The 20,464-nt window shown below is 72.8% G+C and carries 17 protein-coding genes; 5 read left to right on the forward strand and 12 right to left on the reverse strand.

What is annotated here, in order from left to right; all coding sequences use genetic code 11:
• Positions 1 to 141 precede the first annotated feature (141 nt).
• The gene (locus ACIPSJ_RS06115; RefSeq protein ID WP_401343901.1) at positions 142 to 1,497 is read right to left on the reverse strand and encodes an NAD(P)/FAD-dependent oxidoreductase; all 1,356 of its coding nucleotides are present in this window, start codon (positions 1,495 to 1,497) and stop codon (positions 142 to 144) included.
• 160 nt (positions 1,498 to 1,657) lie between these two features.
• Positions 1,658 to 2,551, reverse strand: a complete 894-nt coding sequence (locus ACIPSJ_RS06120) for a TIGR01777 family oxidoreductase (RefSeq protein WP_401343904.1) — start codon at positions 2,549 to 2,551, stop codon at positions 1,658 to 1,660.
• 74 nt (positions 2,552 to 2,625) lie between these two features.
• Here ACIPSJ_RS06120 and ACIPSJ_RS06125 point away from each other — a divergent pair, with 74 nt between their 5' ends.
• Entirely contained in the window at positions 2,626 to 3,114 is a 489-nt protein-coding gene (locus tag ACIPSJ_RS06125; protein WP_359225968.1) for a GNAT family N-acetyltransferase, read from the forward strand.
• Positions 3,115 to 3,135: 21 nt separating this feature from the next.
• Here ACIPSJ_RS06125 and ACIPSJ_RS06130 read toward each other — a convergent pair whose 3' ends face one another.
• On the reverse strand, positions 3,136 to 4,320 hold the full coding sequence (locus ACIPSJ_RS06130; protein WP_359225970.1) for a MarP family serine protease: 1,185 nt from the start codon (positions 4,318 to 4,320) through the stop codon (positions 3,136 to 3,138).
• Between the two features lie 191 nt (positions 4,321 to 4,511).
• On the opposite strand from ACIPSJ_RS06130, the gene ACIPSJ_RS06135 reads away from it, so the two are divergent.
• Positions 4,512 to 5,381 carry a peptidoglycan recognition protein gene (locus ACIPSJ_RS06135; RefSeq protein WP_401343908.1) on the forward strand — a complete coding sequence of 290 codons (870 nt, stop codon included), beginning with the start codon at positions 4,512 to 4,514 and terminating at the stop codon, positions 5,379 to 5,381.
• 72 nt (positions 5,382 to 5,453) lie between these two features.
• Positions 5,454 to 5,702 (forward strand): hypothetical protein, encoded by a 249-nt coding sequence (locus tag ACIPSJ_RS06140; protein WP_359225974.1) that lies wholly within the window; start codon positions 5,454 to 5,456, stop codon positions 5,700 to 5,702.
• Positions 5,703 to 5,705: 3 nt separating this feature from the next.
• Here the strand turns inward: ACIPSJ_RS06140 and ACIPSJ_RS06145 are convergent, their stop codons facing one another.
• From ACIPSJ_RS06145 to ACIPSJ_RS06175, 7 genes are all read right to left on the reverse strand, one after another.
• The gene (locus ACIPSJ_RS06145; protein ID WP_359225985.1) at positions 5,706 to 6,224 is read right to left on the reverse strand and encodes a DUF4240 domain-containing protein; all 519 of its coding nucleotides are present in this window, start codon (positions 6,222 to 6,224) and stop codon (positions 5,706 to 5,708) included.
• A 56-nt stretch (positions 6,225 to 6,280) separates the two neighbouring features.
• On the reverse strand, positions 6,281 to 7,270 hold the full coding sequence (locus tag ACIPSJ_RS06150; RefSeq protein WP_359225976.1) for a WYL domain-containing protein: 990 nt from the start codon (positions 7,268 to 7,270) through the stop codon (positions 6,281 to 6,283).
• 170 nt (positions 7,271 to 7,440) lie between these two features.
• The gene (gene aceE, locus ACIPSJ_RS06155; RefSeq protein ID WP_401343911.1) at positions 7,441 to 10,143 is read right to left on the reverse strand and encodes a pyruvate dehydrogenase (acetyl-transferring), homodimeric type; all 2,703 of its coding nucleotides are present in this window, start codon (positions 10,141 to 10,143) and stop codon (positions 7,441 to 7,443) included.
• A gap of 475 nt (positions 10,144 to 10,618) precedes the next feature.
• Positions 10,619 to 11,242: a GntR family transcriptional regulator gene (locus ACIPSJ_RS06160; protein WP_359225980.1), complete on the reverse strand. Its 624-nt coding sequence runs from the start codon at positions 11,240 to 11,242 to the stop codon at positions 10,619 to 10,621.
• Positions 11,243 to 11,401: 159 nt separating this feature from the next.
• The gene (gene sucB / locus ACIPSJ_RS06165; RefSeq protein ID WP_401343914.1) at positions 11,402 to 13,222 is read right to left on the reverse strand and encodes a 2-oxoglutarate dehydrogenase, E2 component, dihydrolipoamide succinyltransferase; all 1,821 of its coding nucleotides are present in this window, start codon (positions 13,220 to 13,222) and stop codon (positions 11,402 to 11,404) included.
• Between the two features lie 60 nt (positions 13,223 to 13,282).
• Positions 13,283 to 14,671: a dihydrolipoyl dehydrogenase gene (lpdA, locus tag ACIPSJ_RS06170; RefSeq protein WP_355726858.1), complete on the reverse strand. Its 1,389-nt coding sequence runs from the start codon at positions 14,669 to 14,671 to the stop codon at positions 13,283 to 13,285.
• Between the two features lie 324 nt (positions 14,672 to 14,995).
• Positions 14,996 to 16,546, reverse strand: coding sequence for a leucyl aminopeptidase (locus ACIPSJ_RS06175; RefSeq protein ID WP_359209407.1), 1,551 nt, complete (start codon positions 16,544 to 16,546; stop codon positions 14,996 to 14,998).
• Positions 16,547 to 17,111: 565 nt separating this feature from the next.
• Here ACIPSJ_RS06175 and ACIPSJ_RS06180 point away from each other — a divergent pair.
• Positions 17,112 to 17,894: an endo alpha-1,4 polygalactosaminidase gene (locus tag ACIPSJ_RS06180; protein WP_401343918.1), complete on the forward strand. Its 783-nt coding sequence runs from the start codon at positions 17,112 to 17,114 to the stop codon at positions 17,892 to 17,894.
• A gap of 22 nt (positions 17,895 to 17,916) precedes the next feature.
• Here the strand turns inward: ACIPSJ_RS06180 and ACIPSJ_RS06185 are convergent, their stop codons facing one another.
• Positions 17,917 to 18,708 (reverse strand): adenosylcobinamide-GDP ribazoletransferase, encoded by a 792-nt coding sequence (locus ACIPSJ_RS06185; RefSeq protein ID WP_401343921.1) that lies wholly within the window; start codon positions 18,706 to 18,708, stop codon positions 17,917 to 17,919.
• 274 nt (positions 18,709 to 18,982) lie between these two features.
• Here ACIPSJ_RS06185 and ACIPSJ_RS06190 point away from each other — a divergent pair, with 274 nt between their 5' ends.
• Entirely contained in the window at positions 18,983 to 19,750 is a 768-nt protein-coding gene (locus tag ACIPSJ_RS06190; RefSeq protein ID WP_401343924.1) for a hypothetical protein, read from the forward strand.
• Here the strand turns inward: ACIPSJ_RS06190 and ACIPSJ_RS06195 are convergent.
• Positions 19,687 to 20,424: a hypothetical protein gene (locus tag ACIPSJ_RS06195; protein ID WP_401343927.1), complete on the reverse strand. Its 738-nt coding sequence runs from the start codon at positions 20,422 to 20,424 to the stop codon at positions 19,687 to 19,689. The genes ACIPSJ_RS06190 and ACIPSJ_RS06195 overlap by 64 nt on opposite strands.
• Positions 20,425 to 20,464 lie beyond the last annotated feature (40 nt).

A 20,464-nucleotide genomic window follows, 5' to 3' on the forward strand; every position in this document is an offset into this window, starting at 1 on the left:
TTGTTCGGCGGTGCCGAGCCGGGCGCTGCCGCTCGCCGTTGCGGGTGGCGGTGGTCGGCTCGGTGCCGCGCCGTCGTGGCTGGTCGCGCCCGCGCGGCGGAGCCGCATATCAGATGCAGCCCCGCGCCCCTGAGGGGCGCGTTATGCGGCCCGGCGTTGCAAAGGTTCCGCTGTGTTCAGGGAACCCGCTGCTCCGAGGTCGGCCAATAGGGCGGCCGTGGCCCGGTGGGCCGAGTGGAGGGCTCCCTGGACGGTGCTGGTGTCGCGGTGGTCGCCGCAGACGTAGAGGCCGGCGAGGAGGCGGACGGGGCGGTGGAGGTCGTGCGGGGGGCGCATGGCGGGGATGGCCTCGGGGGTGTGGTGGACGGCGAGGGTCTCCCAGCGGCGCGTCGAGGTGCCGTAGAGGCGGGCGAGGTGCATGCGGACCGAGGTGTCGATGTCGGAGGGGGGCGTGCCGAGGACCGTGGAGGAGATCAGCGCGCGGCCCTGCGGCGCCCGGCTCGGGTCGATGTTGCTGACGACCGAGGTGTGGGCGACGGGGCCGCCCCGGTCGGCGTCCAGGAGGAGGGACGTGCCGGTGGTGAGGGCCGACGGCTCGTCCGTGGTGTGGTGGACCACCGTCACCTGGTGGAAGTCCGGGACGCGCAGGCCCGGGAGGAGTCCGGCGGCGGCGCGGGCGTCGGTGGCCAGCAGGACCGCCCGGCAGCGGATCACGCCGTGCTCGGCGGTGGTCACCGAGGTCGTCGAGACCGAGGTGACCCGTACGCCGGTGTGCACCGTGCCGGGCGGGAGGGCGCGGGCGAGGAGGTCGGGGAGGACGTCGGCGCCGCCCTCCGGCACGCACAGCCGGCCGCTCGCGAAGGAGCGCAGGGCGAGGTCCGCGCAGCGGCTGGACGTCGTCAGCCCGGGGTCGCAGAGCAGGGCCGCGAGCAGCGGGCGCAGGAAGCCGTCGATCGTGCGGGCGGGTATCCCGCGTTCCGCCAGGGCCTGGGCGGCGGGGAGTTCGGGGCGGGCCAGGAGCCGCTCGACGGGGGTGGCGGCCATACGGCCCAGCGCCGCGCCCAGGCGGGCCTGGTCGACCGCGCTCCCCATCGGCGCGGTCGCCCGCGCCGGGGCCACCGCGGAGCCCCTGGGGGCGCTTGCCAGGGCGCGCACCGCATACAGTGCGCCCCTCGCGCTCCCTGCGCCCGCCGGAGCGCCCGCCCGGTGCCTGCGCCCGTCGCGATGCAGCAGCACGCCGGGCGCGAACCGGCGCAGAACCAGGGCGTCCAGTCCCGGTGTGAGCCGTAGCTCCGGGTAGGACGTGGACAGGAGCTGCCCGATCCGGTCGAGCCGGAAGCCGTCGACCTTCTCGGTCGACATCCGTCCGCCGACGTAAGGGGCGGCCTCTAGGACCGCGGTCGTTACTCCTGCGCTGTTCAGCCGATGAGCCGCGGAGAGTCCGGAGACACCGGCTCCCACGATGACGACGTCCGCCTGGTACGCGGGCTCATGCACGAGGCCCCTCCTCGATTGCGCGTCCGGTGGAGACGTGATGCCCCCAACCCGCTCCGGGGATACCCGAGTTCGGGTCGAGGTTAAGACGGTGATCGGTCAAGGGCAGTCGCGCATGAACAGGGCACGGTCGCACGCCGGTCGCATACGGTCACATGGGCCGTCAGGCTGCACGAATCGCGTCCTCGATGCCCGGGAACGCGAACGTGAACCCCGACTCCAGCAGCCGCTTCGGCACCACCCGTTGACTGCCCAGGACGTCCCCGGCCATCTCGCCCAGCGCGGCGCGCAGCACGGGGGAGGGGACCGGGAAGAGCGCCGGGCGGCGCAGCACCCGGGCCATCGCCGCGGTGATCTCACGGTTCGTCAGGGGCTGCGGCGCGGTGAGGTTGAAGGGCCCGGACAGGCCCTCGGTGTCCATCAGGAACCTGATCGCGGCCACCTCGTCGTGCAGCGCGATGAACGACCAGTACTGGCCGCCGTCGCCCAGCCGGCCGCCGAGTCCCGCCCGGAAGAGCGGGAACAGCCGGCCCCAGGCCCCGCCGCCGCGGGCGACCACCAGGCCCGTGCGGGTGAACACCGTCCGTACGCCCGCCTCCTGCGCCGGGGCCGCCGCCTCCTCCCACTCCACGCACAGCGACGGCAGGAAGCCGTCCCCGGGCGGCGCGTCCTCGTCCACGGCCCGGTCACCGGTGTCGCCGTAGAAGCCCATCGCGCTGCCGCTCACGAACACCCGGGGCGGCTCCGGAAGGGCCGCCACGGCCTCCGCGAGCGCGGCCGTGCCGAGGACCCGGCTGTCCCGGATCTCGCGCTTGTACGCCGCCGTCCAGCGCCGGTCGCCGATCCCGGCCCCGGCCAGGTTCACCACCGCGTGGCAGCCGATCAGCCCGGCCGCGTCCACGTACTGCCCCTCGGGGTCCCAGCAGACCTCCCCGGCGCCCCGGGAGGCGCGCCGCACCAGGCGCACCACCTCGTGCCCGTCCGCCCGCAGGGACCGCACCAGGGCGCTGCCGATGAGGCCGGACGCACCGGCCACCGCGATACGAGAACGTTCCATGGGTCCCAGCATGCCGGTGCGCACGACGGAAAACCCGATGGGGTCCGGGGCACGGGCGTCCTAGGGTGATCCGCATGCCAGAGCCGTACATACGCACCGCCCTGCCCGACGACGACGAGGAGCTCTCCGTCCTCGACCGCGCCACCTGGTCGTACCTGCACTCGGTGGCGCCCGCCCCGCAGCCGCCCTACGACCCCTTCTTCAGCGAGCGGCACGCCCCCGAGGACACCCTGGTCGCCGAACTCGACCGGCGCATCGTCGGCTATGTGCGCCTCGGCCTCGCCTACAAGGTCGCCTCCAACGCGCACGTCCGGCAGATCCAGGGCCTCGCCGTCGCCGAGGAGGCCCGCGGCCGGGGGGTCGCCCGGGCGCTGCTGCGGGCGGTCATGGACGAGGCCCGCCGCCGGGGCGCCCGCCGGATCAGGCTGGGCGTCCTCGGGCACAACGCCCCGGCCCGCCGGCTCTACGAGTCGGAGGGCTTCGCCGTCGAGGGCGTGCTGCCGGGGGAGTTCCTCCTGGACGGCGCGTACGTCGACGACGTGGTCATGGGCCGGTCGTTGTGACGGCCGTGCCGACCGTGAGGGTCAGGACGTGATCAGCTCGCCCGTGTCCACCGGCCGGGTCGCGTCCGCCCCGCGCTGCGCGTCGGTGGCCACCTCGTCGGCGGTCAGCACGTACCCCGTCTCGTTGTCCGAGGTGGAGCGGGCGAACACCACGCCGTACACCTTGCCGCCGGTGGTCAGCAGCGGGCCGCCGGAGTTGCCGGGGCGGACCGTGGAGCGGATCGAGTAGATCTCCCGGGTCACGGTGGCGTCGCTGTAGATGTTCTGGCCGGTCGCCTGCACCTTGTTCGCCACCGTGGCCGCCTGCAGGTTCAGGTCGCCGTCCTGCGGATAGCCGGCCACCACCGCCGAGTTCCCGCGCGCCGCCGTGGTGTCGAACCGCAGCACCGGCGCGCGCAGCTGCGGCACGTACAGCACCGCCACGTCCCGGTCCGGGTCGAAGAGGACGACCTCCGCGTCGTACGCCGGCCCGACCCCGCCGATCCGCACACTCGGGTTGGAGATGCCGGCCACCACGTGGGCGTTGGTCATCACATGCTCCGGCGCGTACACGAACCCGCTGCCCTCGCGGCCCTGGGTGCCGGAGGAACCCTCGATCTTGACCGTGCTGCGCTTGGCCGCGTCGGTGGCGGCCGCCGTGACGTTGTCGCCCGAGGGCTTGGCGACCTCGGCCGTCGACTCGTTCTCGAACGGGTTGAAGACCTGCGGGAAACCCGCCTCGGTCAGCGCCGAGGTGGCCCGCGAGAACCAGGCCGGAGTGGTGTCCGGCATGGTGTTCTGCACCGCGCCGAGCAGCTTCGAGTCCCGGATCGCCGTCGTCACCGCGGGCGACGAGGAGGCACCGAGGACACTCGCCGCCACCCAGGCCACGATCAGCACCGCCACCGAGTTGGCGAACGCCCCGCCTATCCCGTCGGCCACCCGCAGCGGGCCCTCGTCCAGCTCCCGGCGCAGCCGCAGCGCCAGCCGCCCCGCCAGCTCGTGCCCCACCACCGCGGGCACCAGCACGGTCAGCACCGCGACCACCGTCGCCGTCGCCGTGCCACGGGTGACCAGCTCCATCACCCACGGCAGCACCCACACGCCGATCACCGCACCGCCGACGAACCCGGCCAGCGAGACGCAGCCGGCCACCAGCCCGCGCCGGTAGCCGGACGCCGCGTAGACGAGGACCACCAGTACCAGCGCCAGGTCGAGCAGGTCCACGGAGCCGCCTTTCTCTCGGTGCCCTCTCATACGGCCGGGACAGGCCCGGTGATCAGTTCACGCGCGCGGGGCCCCCGGGAACCGGCCACGCGTGCGTGTACCTCCTGAAACGCCCCGGACCAGGACGATGGTTCCACCAGGTGGCACAGCACACATCGCGGGCGCGGTGGATCGACCCGAGAGTGAGTGCCATGCGTGTCTTCCCAAGAGCGGGGCGGCGCACCCGGCTCACCGTCCTGACCCTGCTCGGCTGCCTGCCCGGCCTCGCCGCGGCGCTCGCGCTGGTGCTGTGCGCCCAGGGCGCCGACCGCCCCGCCGCGATCCGGCTGGCCGCCCCCGCGCCCGCCAGCCCCGCCACCCGCTACCGGGCGCCCCGGCCGCACATCGTGCCGCGCTCGGCCTGGCTGGACGCCACCGTCCGCCGCACCCAGCCGCCCCCGCGCTACGACGACCGGGTCGTCGCCGTCTTCGTGCACCACACCGACTCGCCCAACGGCTACTCCTGCGCCCAGGCACCCGAGATCATCCGCCGCCTCTACACCGGCCAGACCGGCGACCGCGCGTGGGACGACATCGGCTACAACTTCCTCGTCGACCGCTGCGGCACCATCTACGAGGGCCGCGCGGGCGGCGTCGACCGTGCCGTCACCGGCGCCCACACCCAGGGCTTCAACCACCGCACCGCCGGCATCGCCGCGCTCGGCACCTTCACCGCCGGAGTGCCCGTGCCGCGCGCGGTGACCGACGCGATCGCCGCCCTCACCGCCTGGAAGCTCGGCCTCGCCGACATCGACCCGCGCGCCGGCGCCCGCCTGGTCTCCAGCAACGGCCTCAGCCGCTACCGGGAGGGCACCGCCGTCGCCCTGCCCGCCGTGGCCGCCCACAAGGACGGCTACCGGACCAACTGCCCCGGCGCCGCCCTCACCGAGCGCCTCCCCGAGATCAGGGAGGCGGCCGCCCGGCTGCAGGGCAGGGTGCCCGCGACGACTGCGGCGACCTCGGCGTCCCCGGTCCCGACACCCCATGGAACACCCGCGAAAGCGTCCACAGGAACGCCATAGGCGGCACGCAGGCTGCTCAGATCCCCACGCCCTACCGTCAAGGACATCAGCAGCCGACTGGAGGTGGGGATCATGAACAGCAGTCGTACCGAAGCCCGTACGGAGACCACGCAGGGTACGGAGAAGGCCGGCCGGGTCAGGTCGTCCCGGGGACCCTGGGCGGTGGTCTGCGCGGTCGCGACGGTCGTCCTCGGCCCGGCCGCGGTCACCGCGTCCGCCCTCGACCAGGCCAACGCGGCGCCGATGCACCACGCGGTCAAGGCCGAACAGACGCAGGCGTACATCCCGTCGGACGCCACCCGCCGCCGTACGGCCGCCTAGCGCTCACTCCTTGAAGCGGTCCCAGAGCCGGGGGAACCGCTCGGCGAGCGCCCGCTCGTTCTCGAAGTCGACCGGGGTGCCCTCCGGTTCGGAGGGCGCGGGGGCGATGCCCAGGTCCGGGGCCACGGTCCCGGTGAGCTGCTCGTACGCCTCGTCCGCCGCGTACCCCAGCTCCTCGCCGTCGCCGTCGATCTCCTCGTCGAAGTCGTCCAGCAACTCCGCCAGGGTGTCCGGGTCGTGCACGGCCCCCTCGTAGACGTCCCGGCCCTGGCCGATCAGCCAGCACCGGAAGAAGTCGAACGCGTCGTCGCTGGCCCCGTCCAGCAGCACCCAGGCGGCACCCCACAGGTCCCAGCGGTAGGCGCGGTTGTAGCGGGCCTCGAAGTGACGGGCGAAGTCCAGCACCAGGTCCGGCTCCAGCTGGAGCAGCCGCTCCACGAGCAGGTCGGCCTGGTCCTCCGGGTCGCCCTCGGCGGCCTCACGGGTGGCGTCGACCAGCTCCCAGAACTCCGTCTCGTCCATCACGGGTCAAGCATCGTGCCTGGGCGCCGGGGCCGCACGCGGAGTGGTGCGGATTGTTATCCTCCGTCGCCCTGCCGCGCGTAGAGCTCCGCCAGCCGGGTCGCGTCGGCCGCGAAGCGCGCCCGCAGCCGGGGCGGCGCCAGCACCTCGGCCTCCGGGCCGAGCGCGGTCAGCTGGCCGTGCGCGACCTCCTCGTTCTCCACGGGCAGGGTCACCGTCACCCACCCGCGCGCGTCCGGGGCACCGGCGCCCGCGAGCGCCTGCCGGGCGGCGACCGGATCGACGGCGTACGCCAGCCTGCGCACGCCGACCGCCGACAGCCGCACCACCACCTCGGCGTGCAGGAGCGAGTGCGCGAACTGCTCCGCCCGCTGGTTCCAGAAACCCGGCAGGTCGAACTCCTCGTCCCGCCCGAACCGCTCCTCGCCGGCCTCCACGGAGGCGAACCGGTCGATCCGGTACACCCGGTAGGAGTCGCTCTCGGCGACCCGCGCGCACAGGTACCAGACCCCGGCCTTCAGTACGAGCCCGTACGGTTCCAGCTCCCGCCGCACCTCCGACTCCCCGCGCCGGTAGCGCGCGACGACCCGCCGGTCGTCCCACACCGCGTCGGCCACGTCGGGCAGCAGCGCCGGGGTCTCCGGCTCGGTGAACCAGTTCGGCGCGTCCAGGTGGAAGCGCTGGGAAGCCGTCCGTGAAGCGTCCCGCAACGACGGCAGCAGCGCGGCGGACACCTTCAGCCGGGCCGCACTGGCCGCGTCCTCCAGACCCATTTCCCGCAGGGCACCCGGCACCCCGCTCAGGAACAGCGCCTCGGCCTCGCTCCGGCCCAGCCCCGTCAGCCGCGTCCGGTACCCGCCGACCAGCCGGTACCCGCCCCCGCGCCCCCGGTCCGCGTACACCGGAACGCCCGCCTCCGACAGCGCCTGCGCGTCCCGCATCACCGTCCGCTCGGACACCTCCAGCTCTCCGGCCAGCTCGGCGGCGGTCATGGCGGACCGGGACTGCAGGAGAAGCACCATCTTGATGAGTCGGGCGGCGCGCATACGTCTCATGATGCCGGGGAGCACTGACAGCGGGCCCGCGAGCGGTCCGGCACCGCCGGAATCCGCCGTCGTGGCCGGGCGCCGTCGCGGCGGAGAGAAAGAAGCGGTGAACGACCACGACAGCGCGGCCCGGCGATCCGGACCGCGCTGTCGTGATGGCGTCGGTTTTGCTACAGCCCGTACTTCTCGCGGGCTTCCTTCACCGCCGCGGCCTTGACCTCGCCGCGCCTGGCCAGCTGTGCCAGGGCCGCCACGACGACGGACTCCGCGTCCACGCCGAAGTGGCGGCGGGCCGCCTCACGGGTGTCGGAGAGACCGAAGCCGTCGGCGCCCAGCGAGGACCAGTCCTGCTCGACCCACTGCGCGATCTGGTCCGGGACCTGGCGCATGTAGTCGGAGACGGCCAGCACCGGACCCTCGGCACCCTGCAGCGCCTGACGGACGTACGGCACCCGCTCCTCGCCGCGCAGCAGGGCCGCGTCGGCCTCCAGCGCGTCCCGGCGTAGCTCCGTCCAGGAGGTCGCCGACCAGACGTCGGCCGCCACGCCCCACTCCTCGGCGAGCAGCCGCTGCGCCTTCAGCGTCCAGTGGATCGCCGTACCGGAGCCGAGCAGCTGGATGCGCGGGGCGTTGGCCGGGACGGTGACGCCCGCGGACTCCGCCGTGCTGAAGCGGTACAGACCCTTGACGATGCCCTCGTCGATACCGAGCCCGGCCGGCTTCGCGGGCTGCGGGAGCGGCTCGTTGTAGACGGTCAGGTAGTAGAAGACGTTCGGGTCCTCGCCGGGGGCCGGCTCGCCGTACATCCGGCGCAGACCGTCCTTGACGATGGTCGCGATCTCGTAGGCGAAGGCCGGGTCGTACGACAGCGCCGCCGGGTTGGTCGCGGCGATGACGGGGGAGTGGCCGTCCGCGTGCTGGAGCCCCTCGCCGGTCAGCGTCGTACGACCGGCCGTGGCACCCACCAGGAACCCGCGGCCGAGCTGGTCGCCGAGCTGCCACATCTGGTCGGCCGTGCGCTGCCAGCCGAACATCGAGTAGAAGATGTAGAACGGGATCATCGCCTCGCCGTGCGTCGCGTACGCGCTGGACGCGGCGATGAAGTCGGCCATCGAACCGGCCTCGGTGATCCCCTCGTTGAGGATCTGGCCGTTCTTGGCCTCCTTGTAGTACATCAGCTGGTCGCGGTCGACCGGCTCGTACGTCTGCCCCTTGGGCGAGTAGATGCCCAGCGACGGGAAGAGGCTCTCCATGCCGAAGGTGCGCGCCTCGTCGGGGACGATCGGCACCCAGCGCCTGCCGGTCTCCTTGTCCCGGACCAGGTCCTTGACGAGCCGGACGAAGGCCATGGTCGTCGCCACGTTCTGCGTGCCGGAGCCCTTGTCGAAGGAGGCGAAGGCCTTGTCGGCGGGGGCGGGCAGGGGCGCCAGGGCGTGGGTGCGGCGGGCCGGGGCGGGACCGCCGAGGGCGGCGCGGCGCTCCTGGAGGTAACGCACCTCGGGGGAGTCGGCGCCGGGGTGGCCGTAGGGCACGACCCCGTCGACGAAGGCGCTGTCCGGGATCGGCAGCTCCAGCAGCTCCCGCATCGTCTTGAACTCGTCCACCGTCAGCTTCTTCATCTGGTGGTTGGCGTTCTTCGACGCGAAGCCGTCGCCGAGGGTGTGGCCCTTGACCGTCTGGGCCAGGATCACGGTCGGCGCGCCCTTGAACTCGACGGCGGCCTTGTAGGCGGCGTACACCTTGCGCGCCTCGTGACCACCGCGCGAGAGGTGGAAGCACTCCAGGATCTTGTCGTCGCTCAGCAGCTTCGCCATCTCGGCGAGCGCCGGGTCCTTGCCGAAGAAGTCGGCGCGGATGTAGGCGGCGTCGCGGGTCTGGTACGTCTGCACCTGCGCGTCCGGTACCTCGCGGAGGCGGCGTACCAGCGCACCGGTGGTGTCGAGCTGGAACAGCTCGTCCCAGGCCGTGCCCCACAGCGTCTTGACGACGTTCCAGCCGGCGCCGCGGAACTGGGCCTCCAGCTCCTGCACGATCTTGAAGTTGGCGCGGACCGGGCCGTCGAGGCGCTGCAGGTTGCAGTTGATGACGAAGGTGAGGTTGTCGAGGCCCTCACGGGAGGCGAGTGCGAGCGCCGCCGTCGACTCGGGCTCGTCCATCTCGCCGTCGCCGAGGAACGCCCAGACGTGGGACTGCGAGACGTCCTTGATGCCACGCGCGGTCAGGTACCGGTTGAAGCGGGCCTGGTAGATGGCCGAGAGCGGGCCGAGGCCCATGCTCACCGTCGGGAACTCCCACAGCCAGGGCAGGCGGCGGGGGTGCGGGTACGACGGGAGGCCGTTGCCGCCGGCCTCCTGGCGGAAGTTGTCGAGGTGCGCCTCGGTGAGGCGGCCGTCGAGGAAGGCGCGGGCGTAGATGCCGGGGGAGGCGTGGCCCTGGATGTAGAGCTGGTCGCCGGACCCGTCGGCCTCCTTGCCCTTGAAGAAGTGGTTGAAGCCGGTCTCGTACAGCCAGGCGGCGGAGGCGAAGGTGGCGATGTGGCCGCCGACGCCGTGTTTCGAGCCCCGGGTGACCATCGCGGCCGCGTTCCAGCGGTTCCACGCGGTGATCTTCCGCTCCATCTCCTCGTCACCGGGCACGGCGGCCTCGGCGGCGGTGGGGATGGTGTTGACGTAGTCCGTCTCCAGCAGCTTCGGCAGCGCGATGCCGTCCGCCTCGGCGCGCTCCAGCGTGCGGCGCATCAGGTACGCGGCGCGGTGCGGCCCGGCCTCCCTGGCCACGGCGTCCAGTGAGGCCTGCCATTCGGCGGTCTCCTCCGGGTCCCGGTCGGGGAGCTGGTCGAGCGCGCTCGGCTGGATGGCCTGGGGGTCGGTCATGTCGCCGCCTTCCTCAGTCGAAGGGGGTTCCCTCATCGGTAAGGGTTCGGGGTGCCCTTGGTCTTTGGCAGGACAGGGCAGAGGGCCCGGGTGCGAGCCCGTCGGCGACTCTAACTCCCTGATCGATGATCGATCAAAGGGTTCAAGGGCAAAACTTCTCGATTCCGAGAAAGTCGGCACGGGGTGCCTTCGGCGATGGCACCGGGTGACGTGATTCAGTGGGCGTTTGCGCAGGTGGGGCGGTGTTTGAGCGAGGGGTTGCTCTTGTGTGGGCGGGGCTTGGTGCCCTGTCTGCGGGTGGCCGTCGTCGGTCGGGTGCCGCGCCGTCCTGGCTGATCGCGCAGTTCCCCGCGCCCCTTACGGGGCGCTGTTCGGGTCGGCTCTTCTCCCCGCGCGCCCTTATTTTTCCGCCGCGACGGCGATCAGTTGGGACGGCGATTTTCGGCGGTGCCGGGCCTGCCGGGGCCCCGTGGGCTCACGGCCTCGGGGCGCAGCCCAGGACGTGGGACTTGACGATGTCGGCGATGCGCGGGTCGCGGCGCTGGAAGGCGGCGACCAGTTCCTGGTGTTCTTCGGCGTACGACTGCTGGACCGTTCCCAGCCAGCGGATGGAGAGGGCGGTGAAGACCTCGATGCCCAGGCCCTCCCAGGTGTGCAGGAGGACCGAGTTGCCGGCCGCCCGGACCAGCTCGCGGTGGAAGCCGACCGTGTGGCGGACCTGGCCCGTGCCGTCGGCGTTGCGGTCGGCCTCGTAGAGCGCCGCCACGTGCGGTTCGAGGGCCGAGCAGTCCTCGGCCAGCCGCTCCGCCGCCAGCTCCGCCGCGATCGCCTCCAGACCGGCCCGCACCGGGTAGCTCTCCTCGAGGTCCGCCGCCGTCAGGTTCCGCACCCGCACGCCCTTGTTCGGCGCGGACTCGATCAGCCGGAGGGACTCCAGCTCCCGCAGCGCCTCCCGCACCGGCGTCTGGCTGACCTCCAGCTCCGTGGCGATCCGCCGCTCCACGATCCGCTCGCCCGGCTTCCAGCGCCCGCTGACGATTCCCTCCACGATGTGCTCGCGGATCTGTTCGCGCAGCGAGTGGACGACGGGCGCGGTCATGGGAGCTCCTTAAGGGCGTTTGACGTTTAGACAATAAGGCCGGACCGCCTTTCGGGAGAGGCGCACGGGGGCGCTTTCATGCAGGTGAGACGAGACTTACACGACGGTGCCCCGTCCGGAGGAACTCCGGACGGGGCACCGTGGGGGACCTGCTGAGGCCTACAGACCGAGCTCGACCTCGAACTCGCCGGCCTCCAGGATCGCCTTGACGGCCGTCAGGTAACGGGCCGCGTCGGCGCCGTCCACCAGGCGGTGGTCGTAGGACAGGGTCAGGTACGTCATGTCGCGGACGCCGATGACCGTGCCCTCCTCCGTCTCGATGACGGCCGGACGCTTGACCGTGGCACCGATGCCGAGGATCGCGACCTGGTTCGGCGGCACGATGATCGTGTCGAACAGCGCGCCGCGCGAGCCGGTGTTGGAGATGGTGAAGGTCGCGCCGGACAGCTCGTCCGGGGTGATCTTGTTGGCGCGGACCTTGCCGGCCAGGTCGGCCGTGGCCTTGGCGATACCGGCGATGTTGAGGTCGCCCGCGTGCTTGATGACCGGGGTCATCAGGCCCTTCTCCGAGTCCACCGCGATACCGACGTTCTCGGTGTCGAAGTAGGTGATCGTGCCCTCTTCGACGTTGATCCGGGCGTTGACGGCCGGGTGGGCCTTCAGCGCCTGGGCCGCCGCCTTCACGAAGAACGGCATCGGGGAGAGCTTGACGCCCTCGCGGGCCGCGAACGAGTCCTTGGCCTGGGCGCGCAGGCGCATCAGGCGGGTCACGTCGACCTCGACCACCGAGGACAGCTGCGCCTGCTCGTGCAGCGCCTTGACCATGTTGTCGCCGATGACCTTGCGGATGCGGGGCATCTTGACGGTCTGGCCGCGGAGGGGGGAGACCTCCAGCGCCGGGGCCTTCTTGGCGGCGGTGGCGGCCGGAGCGGCAGCGGCGGGAGCCGGAGCGGCGGCGGCGGCCTTCGCGGCCTCGGCGGCGGCGAGCACGTCCTGCTTGCGGATCCGGCCGCCGACGCCGGTGCCCTTGACGGCGCCCAGGTCGACGCCGTTCTCGGCGGCGAGCTTGCGGACCAGCGGGGTGACGTAGGCACCCTCGTCGACCGGAGCGGCCGGAGCCGGCGCCGGGGTGACGGGGGCGGCGGCCACCGGCGCGGGGGCCGGGGCGGCCGGAGCCGGAGCGGCGGCGACCGGGGCGGGCGCCGGAGCAGCCGGGGCCGGGGCGGGCGCCGGAGCAGCCGGGGCCGGGGCGGGCGCCGGAGCCGGGGGAGCCACCGGGGCGGCCGGGGCCGGAGCGGGGGCGGCGGCGGGCGCCGGGGCCGGAGCGGCCGGGGCAGCCGCCGGAGCGGCACCCGGGGCGCCGATGACGGCGAGCTTGGCGCCGACCTCGGCGGTCTCGTCCTCGCCGACCACGATCTCCAGCAGGACACCGGCGACCGGCGCCGGGATCTCGGTGTCGACCTTGTCGGTGGAGACCTCGAGCAGGGGCTCGTCCTCGCCGACCTCGTCGCCGACCTGCTTCAGCCAGCGGGTGACGGTGCCCTCGGTGACGGACTCACCGAGCGCGGGCAGGACCACGTCCGTACCGGACGCGCCACCGGCCGGAGCGGCGGGGGCAGCGGCGGCGGGGGCCGGGGCGGGAGCGGCGGGGGCCTCGGCGACCGGCGCGGGGGCCGGGGCGGCCGGAGCCGGCGCGGCGACGGGCTCGGCGGCCGGGGCCGGAGCGGCAGCCGGGGCACCGGTGCCGTCGTCGATGATGGCCAGCTCGGCGCCGACCTCGACCGTCTCGTCCTCGGCGACCTTGATCGAGGCCAGGATGCCCGAGGCGGGGGCCGGGATCTCGGTGTCGACCTTGTCGGTCGACACCTCGAGCAGCGGCTCGTCGGCCTCGACGCGCTCGCCCTCGGCCTTCAGCCAGCGGGTGACAGTGCCCTCGGTGACGCTCTCGCCGAGCGCCGGAAGGGTTACGGAAACCGCCATGGTTTCGGTTGCTCCTTACGAATTGCGGAAGTCTGAGTCGTCGCTTGTGTCGACCGAGGGTCAGTCGTGCGAGTGCAGGGGCTTGCCGGCCAGGGCCAGGTGGGCCTCGCCGAGCGCCTCGTTCTGCGTCGGGTGGGCGTGGATGAGCTGGGCGACCTCGGCGGGCAGCGCTTCCCAGTTGTAGATCAGCTGGGCCTCGCCGACCTGCTCGCCCATGCGGTCGCCGACCATGTGGACGCCGACCACGGCACCGTCCTTCACCTGGACGAGCTTGATCTCGCCGGAGGTGTTGAGGATCTTGCTCTTGCCGTTGCCCGCCAGGTTGTACTTCAGCGCGACGACCTTGTCCGCACCGTAGATCTCCTTGGCCTTGGCCTCGGTGATGCCGACGGAGGCGACCTCGGGGTGGCAGTACGTCACCCGCGGCACGCCGTCGTAGTCGATCGGGACGGCCTTCAGACCGGCCAGGCGCTCCGCCACCAGGATGCCCTCGGCGAAGCCGACGTGCGCGAGCTGGAGCGTCGGGACCAGGTCGCCGACGGCGGAGATGGTCGGGACGTTGGTCCGCATGTACTCGTCGACCAGGACGTAGCCCCGGTCCATGGCGACACCCTGCTCCTCGTAGCCGAGACCGGCGGAGACGGGCCCGCGGCCCACCGCGACCAGCAGGACCTCGGCCTCGAACTCCTTGCCGTCGGCGAGGGTGACCTTGACGCCGTCGGCGGTGTACTCGGCCTTCGAGAAGAAGGTGCCCAGGTTGAACTTGATGCCGCGCTTGCGGAACGCGCGCTCAAGAAGCTTGGAGGAGTTCTCGTCCTCGACCGGGACGAGGTGCTTGAGGCCCTCGACGACGGTGACGTCGGCACCGAAGGACTTCCACGCGGAGGCGAACTCGACGCCGATGACACCGCCGCCCAGGATGATCGCGGACTTGGGCACGCGGTCCAGGACGAGGGCGTGGTCGGAGGAGATGATGCGGTTGCCGTCGATCTCCAGACCCGGCAGCGACTTCGGCACGGAGCCGGTGGCGAGGAGCACGTGGCGCCCCTGGATCCGCTGGCCGTTGACATCCACGGAGGTGGGGGAGGACAGCCGCCCCGTCCCCTCGATGTACGTCACCTTGCGCGAGGCGATCAGACCCTGCAGGCCCTTGTACAGGCCGGAGATGACACCGTCCTTGTACTTGTGGACGGCGGGGACGTCGATGCCCTCGAACGTGGCCTTGACGCCGAACTGCTCGCTCTCGCGGGCCTGGTCGGCGATCTCGCCCGCGTGCAGCAGGGCCTTGGTGGGGATGCAACCCCGGTGCAGGCAGGTACCGCCGACCTTGTCCTTCTCGATCAGGGCGACGTCCAGGCCCAGCTGCGCCCCGCGCAGGGCCGCGGCGTAACCGCCACTACCACCGCCGAGGATCACTAGGTCGAAAACGGTGCTGGCGTCGTTCGCCACGTCACGTCCTCCATGCATGTGCGCCGTACGCCGGTCAACGGCGACCGGTCGGCGGCTGGTGTCCGGCCGCTCTTCTTCGGCCCTGTGGGTGGGGCCCTGTCCTGCCGAGCCCCATCTTCGCACTTGTCGGAGGTGAACGAGACGCGGGGCCGGGGTGTGAGACACCACACGCTCACTTGTGAGAAAGGGGACGTGGTCCCACTCAGGGACGCGGGGAACTGCGCGAGAAACCCCCACCGCCCGCGGTCGCCGTACGACGGAATGGACCGAGCCAAGAGGCGACGGGACCCCGCCCTACCCGCGCGCGAGGTCCCGTCGGCGACATCAGCCCAGGTCACCCTCGGCCGTCAGCTCCGCCAGCCGCACCAGCGTCCGCACCGCCGACCCCGTGCCGCCCTTCGGCGTGTACCCGAACGGTCCGCCCTCGTTGAAGGCGGGACCGGCGATGTCGAGGTGCGCCCAGGTGATGCCCTCGCCCACGAACTCGCGCAGGAAGAGCCCCGCGACCAGCCCGCCGCCCATCCGCTCGCCCATGTTCGCGATGTCGGCGGTCGAGGACTCCATCCCCTTGCGCAGGTGCTCCGGCAGCGGCATCGGCCAGGCCGGCTCGCCGACCTCCTCCGCCGCCTCGTGCACCGTGGAGCGGAACGCGTCGTCGTTGGCCATGACCCCGAACGTCCGGCTGCCCAGCGCCAGCATCATCGCCCCGGTCAGCGTCGCCACGTCCACGATCGCGTCCGGCTGCTCCGCCGACGCCGCCCACAGCGCGTCGGCGAGGACCAGCCGCCCCTCCGCGTCCGTGTTCAGCACCTCGACCGTCTTGCCGCTGTACATGCGCAGCACGTCACCCGGCCGCACGGCGGACCCGGACGGCATGTTCTCGGCCAGCGCCAGCCACCCGGTCACATTGACCTGGAGACCGAGCCGCGCCGCCGAGACGACGGCGGCGAAGACCGCGGCCGCCCCGCTCATGTCGCACTTCATCGTCTCGTTGTGGCCGGCCGGCTTGAGGGAGATGCCGCCCGAGTCGTAGGTGATGCCCTTGCCGACGTAGGCGAGGTGCTTCTCCGCCTCGGGGTGCGTGTACGACAGCTTCACCAGCCGCGGGGTCGCCGCCGAGCCGCCGCCGACGCCGAGGATGCCGCCGTAGCCGTCCTTGGCGAGCGCCTTGTCGTCGAGCACCTGCACCTTGAAGCCGTGCTCCTTGCCCGCGCCCTGCACGATCGCGGCGAACGCGGCCGGCGTGAGGTCGTTCGGCGGGGTGTTGATCAGGTCACGGGCGCGGTTGAGCTCCTCGGAGACGGCGGTGGCGCGGGCCAGGGCCGCCTTGTGGGCCGCGTCCCGCGGCTTGCCGCCGAGCAGCGCGGCCTCGGCGAGCGGCGCCTTGCCGTTCTTGGCCTTGGCGGCGCCCGCGGCCTGCCGGCCGTTCTCCTTGTACGTGTCGAAGGAGTACGCGCCGAGCAGCACGCCCTCGCCGATCGCGCCCACGGCGGCCGCGTCCTCGACCGGCAGCGCGAAGGCCGCCTTCTTCGCCCCGTTCAGCGCGCGGGCGGCGACACCGGCCGCCCGGCGCAGCGCCTCGGCGGTGTACTCGGCGTCCTTTCCGGGCGCGGCGCCCAGGCCCACCGCGATGACGAGCGGGGCCTTGAAGCCGGCCGGGGAGGGCAGCTTCGTCAGTTCGCCCTCGGCACCCGAGGCACCGAGGGTCTCCAGGACGTCGGCGAGCTTGCCGTCGTAGGCCTCGTTCACGGCCTCCGCGCCCGGTGCTACGAGCAGGCCCCCGGACTTGGAACCTGTGCCCTTGGCGACACCGATCACGATCGCGTCGGCCCGGAGGCCGGGCGCCGCTGAGGTGCTGAGAGTGAGAGCAGTCACGGTGGTGGAATCTCGCTTCCGATGTTGAGTTGCTGTGGCCGAGTGGGTGGGTCGACCGGGCCCGGGAAGCGACCCTAGAAGCCTTCGCGGGGCGCGTTGCGACCGGGGCCTTCACCCTGTCGGCGAACACCCGGGACGAGCCTACGCGTGTGTATGCGTTCGCTCATTCCTGCGGTCGTTCACCTGGCGGTGGCGTCGTCGCCATTTCCCGCCCCTCCCCAGGGGCCACGTGGGACACACTCGCCGGGATCCGGCGGACGACTTGCCCGCCGCTTCGCGTGATTTCCGCTGATCCCGCTCCAATCCGCCCTATATCAAGGTGTACCGGGCAGCCCTGTCGTGGCCGTCACGGCCCACGGGAGGTGCGAGGGCATCCCGTACACGACCGTCGATCCCGACGACTCCGGCCGCCCGCGGCGGTCCCGGCCAGCACCCCGGCCCGGCGTTCGCCGAAGTCGCCGCCGGGCTCCGCGAGTCGGGAGCGCGGGGCCTCGGTGTACCGCGTGGTCCCCGGGGTGGGAGATCATCCCTGGGGTACCTTGCCGCACACCCTGGAGCCCGACCGGTGAAACCCCGCCCCGCATCGCTGTTGGCCCTGCTCGCCCTGCCTGCCCTGCTCGCCGGCTGCACCCGGGCCTCGGACGACGCCGGGCGCTGGCAGCCGAGACCCGGGGTCAGCTGGCAGTGGCAGCTCAGCGGCCGTGTCGACACCTCCGTCAAGGCGTCGGTCTACGACATCGACGGCTTCGACCAGTCCGAGGCGACCGTCGGCAAGCTGCACGACGCGGGCCGCAAGGTCATCTGCTACCTCTCCACCGGCGCCTACGAGGACTGGCGCCCCGACGCGAAGAAGTTCCCCAAGTCGGTGCTGGGGCGCGGCAACGGCTGGGAGGGCGAGCGCTGGCTCGACATCCGCCGCACCGACGTACTGAAGCCGTTGATGGCGGCCCGCCTCGACATGTGCAAGGAGAAGGGCTTCGACGCGGTGGAGCCCGACAACATGGACGGCTACAAGAACCGCACCGGCTTCCCGCTCAAGGCCGCCGACCAGCTCCGCTACAACCGGCTCATCGCGCGGCTCGCCCACGACCGGGGCATGGCGGTGGGCCTGAAGAACGACCTGGACCAGATACCGCAGCTGGTGGGGGACTTCGACTTCGCGGTGAACGAGCAGTGCGCCCAGTACGGCGAGTGCGCGGACCTGGTGCCCTTCGTCAAGGCGGACAAGGCGGTCTTCCACGTCGAGTACGAACTGCCGACGGGCAAGTTCTGCGCGCAGTCACGGAAGTTGGGGCTCAGCTCGCTGGAGAAGAAGTACGAACTGGGGGTGTGGCGGAAGACCTGCTGAGGCCGGTCACCTCGGGCACCGGTCACCACAGGCAGAGGACGATCAGGGCGGTCGTCGCGGCCGTCTCCGCGAGCGCCCCGAAGACATCCCCGGTCACCCCGCCGAAGCGGCGCCTGCAGTGTCGCAGCAGCCCGTCGGTCACCATCTCCGCGCCCACCACCGCGAGCAGCGCCTGCAGGCTGTAGTCCGACCCCACCAGCGCCCCGGCACCCGCCGCCGCCACCATCACGGCGACCGTGACCACCGACGCGCCCACCTTCGGCACCACCCCCGCCACCGCCGCCCCCAGCCCCTCGGGCCGGGCGGCGGGCACCCCGTCCACGGCGGCCAGGGTCAGCGCCAGCCGGGCCACCACCGCGGCGACGACGGCGGCCAGCGCCCCGCGCCGCCAGCCGTCCCCGTACGCCTGGGCCAGCGCGGCCACCTGGGCGAGCAGCACGAACACCAGGGTGATCACGCCGAACGGCCCGATGTCCGACTGCTTCATGATCCGCAGGGCGTCCTCGGCGGGCTTGCCGCTGCCCAGGCCGTCGGCCGTGTCGGCGAGGCCGTCCAGGTGCAGGCCCCGGGTCAGCACGGCCGGTACGGCCACCGCGGCCACCGCGGCCACCAACGCGCTCGCGCCGGCCAGCAGCAGCAGCGCGCCGGCCGCACCCGCGCAGAGCCCGACCGCGAGGCCGGCCAGCGGGGCGGACAGCATGCCGCCGCGGGCCGCGTCACGGTCCCAGCGGGTGACCTTCACGGGGAAGACGGTGAGCGTGCCGAAGGCGAAGCGGAGGCCGTCAAGCCAGGGAGTCGCAGGTGTCGCAGCCACCGGCGCAGGTTACCCGGTGGTCAGGAAGGCGATTGCCCCGGCTGGGCTCCGGCCGTGCTTCGGCCATGCTCCGGCGGTGCCTCCGGCCGGACTTCGGCGGTGCCTCCGGCCGGACTTCGGCGGTGCCTCCGGCGGTGCCTCCGGCCGCACTCCGGCGGTGCCTCCGGCCGGACTTCGGGCCGAGCCTCACCGTGCTTCGGCCGGACTTCGGGCCGGGCTCCGGCTGCCTGCCGCCGGACTTCGGGCCGAACCGCGCCGGGGATAAAGTGCGCACATGGGACATTGGCTGGAGCGGAACATCATCGAGCCGGGCAAACTCCCGCTGCTGCTCGCCCTGACCGCCTTCGTCCTGACCTTCGCGATCACCCGGACCATCACCCGGCTGATCCGCGCCGGAAAGGGCCCGTTCGGCAATGTGAAGGCGGGCGGGCTGCACATCCACCACGTGGTCCCCGGGGTCGTCCTGATCGTCGTCGGCGGGTTCGGCGCGGTCGGCAGCGGCCGCCACGGACCCGGCGCGGCCCTCGCCGCGATCGTCTTCGGGATCGGCGCCGGCCTCGTCCTCGACGAGTTCGCGCTGATCCTGCACCTCAACGACGTCTACTGGACCGAGGACGGCCGCAAGAGCGTCGAGGTCGTCGTCATCACCGCCGCGCTGGTCGGGCTGCTGCTCGCCGGGTTCTCCCCGCTCGGCGTCAACGACCTGTCCGCCGACGAACTCCAGGACCGCGGCACCGCCATCGCCAACATCGGGGCGAACTTCCTCTTCTCGCTCGTCGCCCTGAGCAAGGGCAAGACCCGCACCGCGATCTTCGGCGTGATCGTCCCGCTGGTCGGGATCGTCGGCGCGGTCCGGCTGGCCCGCCCCGGCTCCGCCTGGTCCCGCCGCTTCTACCGCGACCGGCCGCGCGCCCGGGCCAGAGCCGGACTGCGCGCCTACCACCACGACCGCCGCTGGTCCCGGCTGAGCCGGACCCTTCAGGACTGGATCGGCGGCAAGCCCGACCGCCCCGAGCCGCTCCGGCTGCCCGGCCGCCGCTGACCCCCGCGGCGCCGCCGCCGGTGCCGCAGCCGTCGTAGCGCCACCGCCACCGCGCACAGCGCCGTCACGCCCGCGATCGCCGCGAGGTGTTCCTTGCCGGCGAGGTTCTCCTTCACCGCGACCTCGACCACCATCGCGGCCACCACCGCGCCCGCGGTGGTGTACGCGCCGTAGCGCCAGCCCAGATACACCGCGAGACCGACCACGGCGGCCGACGGACCGGTGTCCACCACCAGCGCGTCCGAGGCCGGCAGGCCCAGCGGGCCGTGCGGACCGATCGCGATGCCGAACCGGGCGTACAGCGTCCCGGCGAGGGTCGCCACATAGGCGATGGCCAGCGTCCGCCACCAGCCCAGGCACACCTCGGCGATGCCGAACACCACCAGGATCTGCGCCAGCGCGCCCCACACCGGCAGATCCAGCGCCGGCACGAACAGCGACAGGGGAGTGCGCAGCAGGGCCTGCCAGAGCGGGTCCTCGGCGCGCACCGCCCCGAGATCCTGCACGAACCGGAAACCCCACGGCTGGTTCTGGGCGAACTGCAGCAGCGCGGTCAGACACACCGCCGCCACCGTCATCGGCACCGCCCGCAACCGCCGCTTCGCCAGCGGGCCGCGCACCGTGGCGTACAGCAGCCCCCACTCGGCGCGGGCCCAGCGGGCGAGCGGCGTCATACGGCGGTCCTCATCTGTGCGTGTCGCGCGGCCGGTTGCC

The organism is Streptomyces sp. NPDC090088 (genome assembly GCF_044747345.1).
Classification (GTDB): domain Bacteria; phylum Actinomycetota; class Actinomycetes; order Streptomycetales; family Streptomycetaceae; genus Streptomyces.

Excerpts from the sequence above, each read along its gene's own strand:
- ACIPSJ_RS06120 (WP_401343904.1), bottom strand. The coding sequence starts at position 2,551 with ATGGAACGTTCTCGTATCGCGGTGGCCGGTGCGTCCGGCCTCATCGGC.
- ACIPSJ_RS06125 (WP_359225968.1), top strand. The coding sequence starts at position 2,626 with ATGCCAGAGCCGTACATACGCACCGCCCTGCCCGACGACGACGAGGAG.
- ACIPSJ_RS06135 (WP_401343908.1), top strand. The coding sequence starts at position 4,512 with ATGCGTGTCTTCCCAAGAGCGGGGCGGCGCACCCGGCTCACCGTCCTG.
- ACIPSJ_RS06140 (WP_359225974.1), top strand. The coding sequence starts at position 5,454 with ATGAACAGCAGTCGTACCGAAGCCCGTACGGAGACCACGCAGGGTACG.
- ACIPSJ_RS06145 (WP_359225985.1), bottom strand. The coding sequence starts at position 6,224 with ATGGACGAGACGGAGTTCTGGGAGCTGGTCGACGCCACCCGTGAGGCC.
- ACIPSJ_RS06150 (WP_359225976.1), bottom strand. The coding sequence starts at position 7,270 with ATGCGCGCCGCCCGACTCATCAAGATGGTGCTTCTCCTGCAGTCCCGG.
- aceE (WP_401343911.1), bottom strand. The coding sequence starts at position 10,143 with ATGACCGACCCCCAGGCCATCCAGCCGAGCGCGCTCGACCAGCTCCCC.
- ACIPSJ_RS06160 (WP_359225980.1), bottom strand. The coding sequence starts at position 11,242 with ATGACCGCGCCCGTCGTCCACTCGCTGCGCGAACAGATCCGCGAGCAC.
- sucB (WP_401343914.1), bottom strand. The coding sequence starts at position 13,222 with ATGGCGGTTTCCGTAACCCTTCCGGCGCTCGGCGAGAGCGTCACCGAG.
- ACIPSJ_RS06190 (WP_401343924.1), top strand. The coding sequence starts at position 18,983 with ATGGGACATTGGCTGGAGCGGAACATCATCGAGCCGGGCAAACTCCCG.
- ACIPSJ_RS06195 (WP_401343927.1), bottom strand. The coding sequence starts at position 20,424 with ATGACGCCGCTCGCCCGCTGGGCCCGCGCCGAGTGGGGGCTGCTGTAC.